Raw genomic sequence first — 10,221 nt, 5'->3', positions numbered from 1 at the left:
GCGCCCCCGGTCAGCGCGAACAGCACGCCCGCGAGCCCGGGTCCGACGGCACGCGCGCCGTTGAAGGTCATCGACACCAGCGTGATGGCCAGCGGCAGTTCGGTGCGCGCCACCGTGTCGCTGACGGCGGAATTCCACGAGGGCGACTGCAGCGCCGTGCACACGCCCAGCAGGAAGGTGAAGAACAGCAGCCCGCCCGGGCCGATCCAGCCGGCCAGCGCGAGCAGCGTGAGCGTCAGCGCGGCGAGCCCGTAGACGCCCTGGATGCGCAGCATCAGCCGCCGGCGGTCGATGGTGTCGGCCAGCACGCCGGCGGGCAGCGACAGCAGGAACATCGGCAGGAAGGAGGCGGTCTGGACCAGCGCCGAGAGGAAGGACGAGGCCGTGAGCTCGATCATCAGCCACGAAGCCGCCATGTTCTGCATCGCATTGCCGACGAAGAACAGGCTGCCGGCGCCCCAGAGCCCGCGGAAGGCGGGCTGGGCGAGCGGACTCCAGAGCGAGGCTGCGTTCGGGGCGGTGGGATTGCTGGGATTCAAGCGCGGGGCGATCGGCGGCGGGCGAGGCAAATCATATAGATGCGTGCGCCGGCCCGCTCGCGGCGCGCCCGGCCAACGGTTTCCGCACCTCGCGCGCGGCCGTCGGCGACGCCGCGCGCTGGGTCGAGGAGTGACCTCGTAGCGAACTGGCGGGGCGCTCAGTCTTTGCCGCGTCGCTTCTGTGTCGCGACCGGAGGCGGCAGCGCACCGCGCACCACCTGCTGGAGCTGGCGCACCGAAGGCAGCTTGCCGCGCAATTCCGCCGGCAGGGCGGCCTGCAACTGGTACTCCGCCACGCCGATAGGATTGGTCTTGCTGCGCAAGGCGAACTCGACCTCCAGGTTGTCCTTCTCGGCGCACAGGATGATGCCGATCGACGGAGCGTCGCCGGGCGCGCGCTCCCTGTCGTTGAGCAGGTTGAGATAGAAGTCCATCTTGCCCGCGTACTCGGGTTCGAAGGAGCCGACCTTCAGTTCCACGGCGACCAGGGCTTTGAGGAAGCGGTGGTAGAAGAGCAGGTCGATGAAGTATTCCTTGCGTCCCAGCACGAGGCGGTGCTGGCGGCCGATGAAGCAGAAGCCGTAGCCCAGTTCGAGGATGAAGTCGCGCAGCCTGTCGAGGAGCCGGGTTTCCAGCTCGCGTTCCTTCACCGCCTGGCGGATGCCCAGGAACTCCAGGCTGTAGCTGCTTTTAAGCACCTCCTCGGCCTGCTGCGCCATGGCGGGCGGCAGCACCCGCGGGAAATTGTGGCTCTTACCCTCCGCGCGCGAGCGTTCCCAGGCGCCGGCCTTGATCTGGTTGAGCAGAATGTTGCGGCTCCAGCCCAGCGCCGCGCTGGCGCGCAGGTAGTAGAGGCGTTGCGCCGGGTCGTCGGTCTTGCCCAGGATCTGGAGATGGTGACCCCAGGGGATTTCTGCGACGAGTTGTCGCAGAGATTCGTTGCCGCCGAAGACCCCGGGTTTCCGCTTGTCGGCGGAGCGTTCGATGCTTCGGCCCGAGGCCTTGTCCTTGGAACTTTCTGCGACAAGCTGTCGCAGAAATCCGGGCTCGCTGTAGGCCTCGACCATGCGCCGCATGTCCCAGACATTGCGCGCCGAGAAGCCTTGGGTGCCGGGGAAGGCCGCGCGCAAGTCCCGGGCGATGCGTTCCACCACGGCCTCGCCCCAGGCTTGCGCCTGCTGCTTGTGGAGGATGGCTTCGCCGATGTCCCAGTACAAGGCGATCAGGCCGTGATTGACCGCGCGGGCCGCGGACTGGCGGGCCGCCGCGACACGCTCCTTGAGCGCCTCGATAAAGGATGCGTAGTCGGCAGCTTCGCCGCTGGGCAAGGTCATGCGTGCACTATAGGCCAGGCCCGCTGCGCCGCATGCGGCGCCCGCTCAGACCTTGATGCGCCCGGTCGCGACCAGCTTCTGCGTCAGCGCGAGCTGCTCGGCCAGGAAGCTCGAGAGCTTCTGCGGGCCCCAGCCGGCGGGCTCGAAGCCCAGCTCGAGCAGCTTGGGCGCCACGTCGGGCAGCTTCACGATGCGCGCCATCTCGGCATCGAGCTTGTCGATGATGGCCTTGGGCGTGGAAGCTGGCGCGAACAGCGCGCCGAAGCCCGGCATGTTCACGTCGGGGAAGCCGGCCTCGGCGAAGGTGGGCACGTCGGGATAGAGCGGAAAGCGCGTCGGGCTCGCGACCGCCAGCGCGCGGATCTTGCCCGGGTAGCGCGATACCCCGCCCAGCGACACCACCGCGGTATCGATCTGGCCGCCGATCAGGTCCTGCAGCGCCGGCGCCTCGCCCTTGTAGGGCACGTGCACGGTGTCGATGCCCGCGGCCATGTTCAGCAGCTCTCCCACGAAGTTGCCGCCCGAGCCGGGGCCGTAGGAACCGTACGAGACCTTGCCGGGCCTGGACTTGGCGAGTGCCACCAGCTGGTCGAGCGTCCTGACGTTGAGCGACTCGCGCACGCCGATGGCGATGGGCGTGAGCGCGAGCATGCTGATGGGCGCGAGGTCGGCGAGCTTGTAGGGCTGCTGAGCGGGCTGCAGCACGAGGTTGCTGATCAGCGCGCTGTAGCTGACGCCGAGCGTGTAGCCGTCGGGCGTGGCGCGCGCCACCGCGGAGGCCGCGATCGCGCCGCTCGCGCCGGCCCTCGACTCGACGATGCAGGGCTGGCCCCAGGACTCGGTGAGCTTCTGGCCGATGACCCGCATCATCGTGTCGTGCCCGCCGCCGGCCGGCGTGGGAATGATGAACTTGATGACGTTGTCGGGATAGCCCGGCGCGGCGCGCGCGGCCAGGGGAAAGGCGGGCAGCGCCGTGGCGCCCAGCAGGCCGAGGCCGGTGGCCAGCGCGTGGCGGCGGGAGTGGGTCATGAGGCTTGTCTCCTGGTCGGACGGTTTGTGATGTAATTGGTTGAACCATAGCGAAACCAGGGATGATGGTCAATTGGAGCCTGTGCCAGGGCAGGCACAGGCACACTATCGGCTCGGCATCCAGCCGTCGACGTTCGTGATCCAGAGGAGGAGAGGAGCCATGTCGGAATCCGCACCAGTCTTCGCGCCCGTGCGCATGCGCCGCGCCTTCGAGGCGATTTGCGACCAGATCCGCCAGCAGGTGGTGGAGGGCGTGCTGAGCGCCGGCGACCGCCTGCCCAGCGAGCGCGAGCTGTCCGAGCAGTTCGGCGTGAGCCGCAGCGGCGTGCGCGAGGCGCTGCGCAGCCTCGAGATGGCCGGCATGGTGGAGGCCGTGACCGGCATCAACGGCGGCTTCTACATCAAGCAGTCGCATCCCGAGGGCATCACGCAGGCGGTGCGCGACATGGTGGCGCTCAAGCAGGTGCCGGTGTCGGACCTGACCGAGGCCCGCATCCTGCTGTGCGGGTTGGCGATCCGCCTGGCCTGCGAGCGTGCGACCGAAGAGGACTTCGCCGCCATCGAGGCCGACATCGAGCGCTTCGCTGAGCTGGTGAAGCAGGGCCGGCCGGTGCGCGACAGCGGGCAGATCACGGAGTTCTATCGCCTGATCGGCCGCGCCACCCACAACGAGGTGATCGTGATGCTGATCGACGCCCTGTCGGAAATCCTGCGCGGCCTCATCGCGCAGCTGCAGACGCCGCACAGCAACGTGGTGCAGGTGCGCCGCAAGGTGCTGCGCCTGATGCGCGACCGCGATGCGGACAAGGCCGGCGCCGCGCTGGCCAAGCACCTCAACGCGCTGAACGTGCTGCTGCTCGAGATGGAGCGCAAGAAGCCGGCGCGCTGAGCCGCGCCGGCCCCGGGCGCGTTCAGCGCGGCAGGCCGAGCCCGCGCTGCGCGATCAGGCTGCGCTGGATCTCGTTGGTGCCGATGCTGATCACCCACATCAGCGCATGGCGCAGGTTCTGCTCGATGCGCCCGCGCAGCACCGCGCCGGGGCTGCCCTCGCCGAGCGTGCCTTCCATGCCGAGCAGGTCGAGTGCCACCTCGCCGAAGCGCTCCATCAGCTCGCCCGAATAGACCTTGCTCGCGGCCGCGTCGTGCAGCGGCGTCTCGCCCGCGTCGACGCGCTCGGCGCAGTGCATCATCATGCGGCGCCCGGCCTCGATCTGCCCCGCGAGATCGGCGATGCGCTCGCGCACCAGCGGATCGAGGCGCATCGGACGGCCGTCGGCACCCGTCGCGCCGCGCAGGTGCTCGCACAGCTGCTCGAAGGCATGCGCCACCTTCATCACGATGCCGCCGCCGATGAAGCCGCGCTCGGTGGCCAGTGCCCCGACCAGCACCTTCCAGCCGCCGTGGAGCTCGCCCACCATCGCCTCGGCCGGCACGCGCACGCCGTCGTAGAAGACATTGGCGAAGCTGCCGCCGTACATCGTGGTCGAGGTGCGGATGGTGATGCCGGGCGTGTCCATCGGCACGATGAACAGGCTCAGGCCGGCATGCGGCGGGCTCGCCTCGGGGTCGGTGCGCGTGGCCAGCAGCATGTAGTCGCCCCAGTAGGTGGTGGTCCAGATCTTCTGGCCGTCGATCACGTAGTGGTCTCCGTCGCGTACCGCGCGGGTGCGCATCGACGCGAGGTCGGAGCCCGCGTCGGGCTCGCTGTAGCCCATGCCGTAGATCGCCTCGCCGCGCAGGATCTCGGGCAGGTAGCGCGCCTGCTGCGCCGCGCTGCCGTGCACCTGCAGCATCGCGGCCTGCACCGGCGCGCCCACGCGCGGCGCCTCGGCGCGTTCCATCTCCTCGACGAAGGCCAGTTGCTCGAAGGCGCCGCGCGCCTGGCCGCCGAAGCGCTGCGGCCAAGAGAGGCCGATCCAGCCCGTGCGCCCGAGCGCGCGCGCGAACTCGCGGTCGTACTCGCGCGCCTTGAAGTCCAGCGCCTCGTGCGCGGCCTTGCGCTCGCCCGACCAGTGCGTCTGCAGCCAGGCGCGCACCTCCTCGCGAAAGGCGTTGCCGGCCGGGCCCAGGTCGTATTCGGGCAGCTTGCGCGGCGTCTCGCCGAGGAAGTGATCGGCCAGCGCCTCGCGCGCGCGGCGCCCACCGCCGTGGCGCAGCACGTCGAGGTGCACCTGCTTGAAATGGCGCGGCGCCTCGTGCTCCTCGCTGTAGCCGATGGCGCCGAAGGTGTGCTGCGTTTCCAGCGACACCCGGCGCAGCGTCGCCGCGGCCAGCGCGCAGGCCGCCTCGGCGAACACTCGCCAGTTGTCGGCGCCGAGGTCGTGCTGCCGCGCGGCGCCGGCCTGCGTGAGCCGAGCGCCCAGCAGCGCGATGTGGCTGTCGGCGAGCTTGTGCTGGATCGCCTGGAAGCTGCCGATAGGACGGCCGAACTGCCGGCGCTCGCCCGCATAGGCCACGGCGAGCTCGAAGGCGCGTTCGGCGGCGCCGGTGGCGCGCGCGCACAGCGCGAGGCGGGCCATCGCGTGCAGCGCGCCGAGTTGCTCCTCGGACAAGGGCAGGACGGTGGCCGCGATCCCGTCCAGCGCGACGCGGAACAGCCCCTGCGTTCCCATCGCTGGCGTGGCCTCGATGCGCACGCCCACCGCGCGCAGGTCGACCAGCGCGAGCGCGGGGCCGTCCACCACCACCGCGAGGTGGGTGGCGCTGTCGGCATGCTCGACGAAGGCGAGTTCGCCGTGGAGCCTGCCGTCGTCGTCGATGCGTGCCTGGCCCGTGCCGCGGTCGCCGTCGAAGGCCCCGAAGCACAGCACCACGCGCACCTCGCCGGCGCGTTGCAGTGCGAGCAGGGCAGGCTCCTCGCCCTGCGGCGTGCGCGGCGCCGCGAGGTTCAGCAGCGTGCCGTGGTGCAGCGGCAGCGTGCAGCCCGCGCGGCCCAGTTCCTCCATGACCAGCGCGATCTCGCGCAGGCCGCCCTCCGAGGGATCCGATCCCAAGGCGGCAAGGCCCTGGGCCGCGAGCTGCTGCCACAGCGCCTGCACGCGCGCGGGTTCGCGTGCCCATGGCACGGCGGTGGCGGGCGGCCAGTGGCGCTCGAGGAAGCCGCGCACCGAGTCGCGCAGCAGGGCGCGCTCTTCGTCGCCGGGAAGGGTGGTCGGGGGCATGGGCGTATCTCTCCTTGGATCTCAGAAAAATTAAATGGTAGAACCATTAATGAGATCCGGCAACCGCAATGGTCGCGAGGGCTCGGCCTGCAGCGGCCTGCGCAACGCCGCCCCTTATCATTTGGCTCAAAGGTCCAACTTTTAGTTTTTCCAACGGAGGATTCCCCATGGACGCCAAAGAACCGTCGCCGCCCGCGGCCGACGCACGGAGCGCCAAGTTCCAGCCCATCCGTTCCGCGCGTGCCTTCGAGGAGATCGCCCAGCAGATCCGCGGCGAGCTGTCGCAGGGCCGGCTCAAGGTCGGCACGCGGCTGCCGTCGGAGCGCGCGCTGTCCGAGCAGTTCGGCGTGTCGCGCAACACCCTGCGCGAGGCGCTGCGCTCGCTCGAGCATGCGGGCCTGATCCGGCTGCAGAAGGGCGCCAGCGGCGGCGCCTTCATCAGCGGGCGCAGCGGCGACGCCATCGCCACCGGCCTGATGGACATGTATCACATGGGCGCGATCCAGCCGGCGCAGCTCACCGAGGCGCGCATCTGGCTCGAGTCGATCCTGGTGCGCGAGGCCTGCGCGCGCGCCACGCCCGCCGATCTCGAGGCGCTGGCGGCCAACATCGACGCGGCCGAGGAAGCGCTGCGGCGCGACGACTTCCCCGCGCGCGCGGCGACCAACCTCGAGTTCCACCGCATCCTCGCGCGCATGACCGGCAATCCGATCATGGTGATCGTGATGAACGGCGTGCTCAACGTGCTGGCCGAGTTCATCGGCCAGATCGGCCACGAGGAGAACGCCTACGTGCTGCCTTCGCGCCGCCGCTTCCTCAAGCACCTGGCGGCCAAGGACGCCGACGCGGCCGCGGCGGAGATGGAGTCCAGCCTCAAGCGGCTGCAGCGCAGTTACCTGTCGAAGGTGGGGGAGGACGCCGCGCAGGAAGCTCCGGCCGCCGCGCCGGCGCCGCGCAAGGCGGCGGGCAAGGCCCCGGCTGAAAAGCCGGCCGTGAAGGCGGCCGCCAAGTCAGCCACCCGCGCCGCGAAGACGACGCGCTGAACCCGCGCGGCGCGCGCCGCCGCCCTTCATCCGATCCGCCAGGGACCGCCCGCCGCAAGGCGCGCGGTCCTTCGTTCTTGCGCGCCCGGCAGGTGAATCCCGCTTGACAGTGCCATGGTTGATTCCTAGGATCAATGAATGGTTGAACCAAATATCAAGCAAAGAACACCGGTCGACGACAAGCCGTCGACCGGCGAACTGCTCGCCGTGCTGCTGGCACGCGACTTCGCCGATGGCGAGAAGGTCATCATCGGCACCAACTCCGACATCCAGCTCGCCGCCTGCAACCTCGCGCGCGAGATGCAGGCGCCGCGGCTGTGGTGGATCTCGGGGCCCGGCGGCATGGTGAACCCGGTGCGCGACCACCTGCTGTCCACGGCCGACTCGGAGAACATCGAGTCGTCCGAGGCCTGGATGGACCTGCCGAACATGATCGATTTCATCGACTGGAAGATCCATTTCTTCGACTTCGCGATCCTCTCGGCGCTGCAGGTCGACCGCTTCGGCAACATCAACACGGTGGTGGTCGGCGACCAGGCCCGGCCCAAGGTGCGCGGCCCCGGCACGGTGGGCATCAGCGCGCTGTGCGGGCTCGCCAGGCGCTTCTACGTCGCGCTCACGCGCCACGATCCGGGCGCCTTCGTGCCGCGCGTCGACTTCCTCTGCGGACCCGGCCACATGGAAGGCGGCAATTCGCGCGAGGAGGCCGGCCTGCCGCCGGGCGGGCCTCGCCTGGTGGTGTCGTCGCTGGGCGTGTTCGACTTCGAGCCCGTGAGCAAGGCCATGCGCGTGCGCTCGATCCATCCGGGCGTGACGCTCGAGCAGATCCGCAAGGCCACCGGCTTCGAGCTGGTGGTGGAGGGCACGCCGCCCGTCACGCGCATGCCCGAGCCCGAGGAGCTGCGCCTGCTGCGCACCCGCGTCGACACGCGCGGCACCCTGCGCCGCAAGTTCCCCTGAAGAGACGAGCCATGAGCCCCAACAACAAAAGCAAGCTGACCACCCTCGACGAGGCCGTGTCGGTCATCCAGGACGGCCAGCGCGTCGGCCTGGGCGGCTGGATCTTCAATGCCCAGCCGATGGCGCTGGTGCGCGCGCTGATCCGCAAGGGCGCGCGCGACCTCGACCTGGTGCCCGCGCCCGGCTCGATCGCGCCCGACATGCTGATCGGCGCCGGCTGCGCGCGCAGCACCGCCTGCGTGTTCATCAGCTTCGAGCAGTTCGGCCTCGCGCCGCACTTCCGCCGCCGCGCCGAGGCCGGCACGCTGAAGGTCTACGAGCTCGACGGGCCCGGCATCGCCGGAGGCTTGCGCGCCGGCATCTGCGACATGCCCTGGACCGCGATCCCCGACCTGGGCACCGACCTGCCGCGCCACACGCCCGAGCACTACTGGCCGCTGCCCTCGAAGCCCGGCGAACGCAAGATGCTCGCCGCCGCCGCGATCAAGCCCGACGTGTGCCTGCTCCACGCGCAGCAGGCCGACGAGCATGGCAACGTGCAGTACCTCGCGACGCCGTTCTTCGACGCGATGCTCGCGCAGGCCTCGCGCCACGTGATCGTCTCGGTGGACCGCATCGTGTCGTCCGACACCATCCGCCGCTCGAACCACCTGACCAAGCTGCCCAGCGTGACGGTCGACGCGGTGGTGGAAGCGCCCTATGGCGCCCATCCGAGCGCCTCGCCCACGCTGTACCGCGCCGACGAGCGCCACCTGCGCGAGTACGTGAAGGCGAGCGTCGACGACGCGGCCTTCGAGGCCTACCTCGCGCGCTATGCGCGCGGCGCCGCGGCGCATGCCGACTACCTCGACGCGCTCGGCGGCGCGCGGCTGGCCGGCCTCGCCGTGACGGAGAGCAATCTTGGCTGAGCCGACCACCACCCCTGCCGCCGCGAAGCCCGGCGTGCTCGACGGCGTGCGCGTGCTCGACTTCACCGCCATGATGTCGGGCCCCTACTGCACGCGGCTGATGGCCGACCTCGGCGCCGAGGTCATCAAGGTGGAGCCGCCCGAGGGCGACCACATCCGGCTGCGGCCGCCGCGGCGCCAGGGCCGCAGCACCTACTTCGCGCAGCTCAACGCCGGCAAGAAGAGCCTTGCGCTCGACCTCAAGAAGCCCGAGGCGGTCGCGTTGGTGCGCGAGCTCGTCGGCCAGTGCGACGTGCTGGTGGAGAACTACCGCCCCGGCGTGATGCAGCGCCTGGGCCTCGACTACGCGACGCTCGCGGCGCTGAACCCGCGGCTGGTGTACTGCTCGATCTCGGGCTTCGGCCAGGAGGGTTCCTGGTCGGGACGCAGCGCCTACGCGCCCGTGCTGCACGCGGCCAGCGGCTACGACATGGCCAACCTCGACTACCAGGAGGGCGACGTCGAGCGGCCGCTGAAGAACGGCATCTTCGTGGCCGACGTGCTCGGCGGCTCGCTGGCCTTCGGCGCGATCCAGAGCGCGCTGTTCCGCGCCGCGCGCACCGGAGAGGGCGACCACATCGACCTGGCGTTGATGGACGCGATGCTGGGCCTGCTCGTCTACGAGTGCCAGGAGGCGCAGTTCCCGGCCGAGCGGCGCCGCCCGCTCTATCGCCCGACCAAGGCGAAGGACGGCTTCCTGCTGATCGCGCCCGTGAGCCAGAACAACTTCGAGGCGCTGGCGCGCGGCACCGGTCATCCCGAATGGATCACCGATGCGCGCTTCGCGACCAGCCAGGAGCGCGAGCACCACTGGGGCGCGCTGATGCAGCTGCTCGACGACTGGGCCGCCGATCGCAGCGCCGCGCAATGCGAGGCCGAGATGAATGCCGCGGGCGTGCCGTGCTCGCGCTATTTCACCGTACGCGAGGCGATGAAGCTGCCGCCGCTGGTGGAGCGCCAGGCCTTCCAGACCATCGACGACGGCGCCGGCGCGTTCCAGGTGCCCAACCCCGCCTTCCGCTTCGCCCGCACCGCGGCGCATGCGCGCGGCAGCGTGTCCGAGCTCGGTGCCGACGGCCCCGCGCTGCTGGGCAGCCTGCTCGGGCTGGGCGAGGAGCGCATTGCGGCGCTGCGCGAGAGTCGCGCGCTGCACGTGCGCGGCTGAGACACACAACGAAGGAGACAGACATGATGAACAGCTGGATGCG

9 protein-coding genes are annotated in these 10,221 nt (G+C 70.4%); 5 read left to right on the top strand and 4 right to left on the bottom strand.

All coding sequences use genetic code 11. The annotated features are described in order from the left end of the window. The 3 genes from AC27VN_RS21235 to AC27VN_RS21225 form a co-directional block, all read right to left on the bottom strand. Positions 1–539, bottom strand: a 539-nt coding sequence (locus AC27VN_RS21235; protein ID WP_490877789.1) for an MFS transporter, incomplete at its 3' end; no start/stop codon positions are given. 158 nt (positions 540–697) lie between these two features. Then, positions 698–1,873, bottom strand: coding sequence for a PDDEXK nuclease domain-containing protein (locus AC27VN_RS21230; protein WP_490877788.1), 1,176 nt, complete (start codon positions 1,871–1,873; stop codon positions 698–700). A 45-nt stretch (positions 1,874–1,918) separates the two neighbouring features. Beyond that, positions 1,919–2,902, bottom strand: coding sequence for a Bug family tripartite tricarboxylate transporter substrate binding protein (locus AC27VN_RS21225; RefSeq protein WP_490877787.1), 984 nt, complete (start codon positions 2,900–2,902; stop codon positions 1,919–1,921). A gap of 160 nt (positions 2,903–3,062) precedes the next feature. Between AC27VN_RS21225 and AC27VN_RS21220 the strand changes: the two genes are divergently transcribed. Continuing rightward, positions 3,063–3,791, top strand: a complete 729-nt coding sequence (locus tag AC27VN_RS21220) for a FadR/GntR family transcriptional regulator (protein ID WP_093349380.1) — start codon at positions 3,063–3,065, stop codon at positions 3,789–3,791. A gap of 22 nt (positions 3,792–3,813) precedes the next feature. Here AC27VN_RS21220 and AC27VN_RS21215 read toward each other — a convergent pair whose 3' ends face one another. Beyond that, positions 3,814–6,063 (bottom strand): acyl-CoA dehydrogenase family protein, encoded by a 2,250-nt coding sequence (locus AC27VN_RS21215; protein WP_490877786.1) that lies wholly within the window; start codon positions 6,061–6,063, stop codon positions 3,814–3,816. A 167-nt stretch (positions 6,064–6,230) separates the two neighbouring features. Here AC27VN_RS21215 and AC27VN_RS21210 point away from each other — a divergent pair, with 167 nt between their 5' ends. From AC27VN_RS21210 to AC27VN_RS21195, 4 genes are all read left to right on the top strand, one after another. Next, positions 6,231–7,106 carry a FadR/GntR family transcriptional regulator gene (locus tag AC27VN_RS21210; protein ID WP_490877785.1) on the top strand — a complete coding sequence of 292 codons (876 nt, stop codon included), beginning with the start codon at positions 6,231–6,233 and terminating at the stop codon, positions 7,104–7,106. A gap of 138 nt (positions 7,107–7,244) precedes the next feature. Next, a complete protein-coding gene (locus AC27VN_RS21205) occupies positions 7,245–8,066 on the top strand; it encodes a CoA-transferase subunit beta (RefSeq protein WP_490877784.1) in 822 nt (273 codons plus the stop codon). A gap of 11 nt (positions 8,067–8,077) precedes the next feature. Beyond that, a complete protein-coding gene (locus AC27VN_RS21200) occupies positions 8,078–8,974 on the top strand; it encodes a CoA transferase subunit A (RefSeq protein WP_490877783.1) in 897 nt (298 codons plus the stop codon). Then, on the top strand, positions 8,967–10,178 hold the full coding sequence (locus AC27VN_RS21195) for a CaiB/BaiF CoA transferase family protein (RefSeq protein ID WP_490877782.1): 1,212 nt from the start codon (positions 8,967–8,969) through the stop codon (positions 10,176–10,178). The genes AC27VN_RS21200 and AC27VN_RS21195 overlap by 8 nt, the downstream gene beginning before the upstream one ends. Positions 10,179–10,221 lie beyond the last annotated feature (43 nt).

The organism is Variovorax sp. 20P10.2.4, from assembly GCF_058244205.1.
Note: the sequence above shows the minus strand (reverse complement) of the source record. Positions and strands in the feature narration are given on the sequence as shown.

Bases quoted from the DNA above. Each gene is read 5' to 3' on its own strand.
- AC27VN_RS21210 (WP_490877785.1), top strand. From the start codon at position 6,231: ATGGACGCCAAAGAACCGTCGCCGCCCGCGGCCGACGCACGGAGCGCC.
- AC27VN_RS21205 (WP_490877784.1), top strand. From the start codon at position 7,245: ATGGTTGAACCAAATATCAAGCAAAGAACACCGGTCGACGACAAGCCG.
- AC27VN_RS21220 (WP_093349380.1), top strand. From the start codon at position 3,063: ATGTCGGAATCCGCACCAGTCTTCGCGCCCGTGCGCATGCGCCGCGCC.
- AC27VN_RS21200 (WP_490877783.1), top strand. From the start codon at position 8,078: ATGAGCCCCAACAACAAAAGCAAGCTGACCACCCTCGACGAGGCCGTG.
- AC27VN_RS21230 (WP_490877788.1), bottom strand. From the start codon at position 1,873: ATGACCTTGCCCAGCGGCGAAGCTGCCGACTACGCATCCTTTATCGAG.
- AC27VN_RS21225 (WP_490877787.1), bottom strand. From the start codon at position 2,902: ATGACCCACTCCCGCCGCCACGCGCTGGCCACCGGCCTCGGCCTGCTG.
- AC27VN_RS21215 (WP_490877786.1), bottom strand. From the start codon at position 6,063: ATGCCCCCGACCACCCTTCCCGGCGACGAAGAGCGCGCCCTGCTGCGC.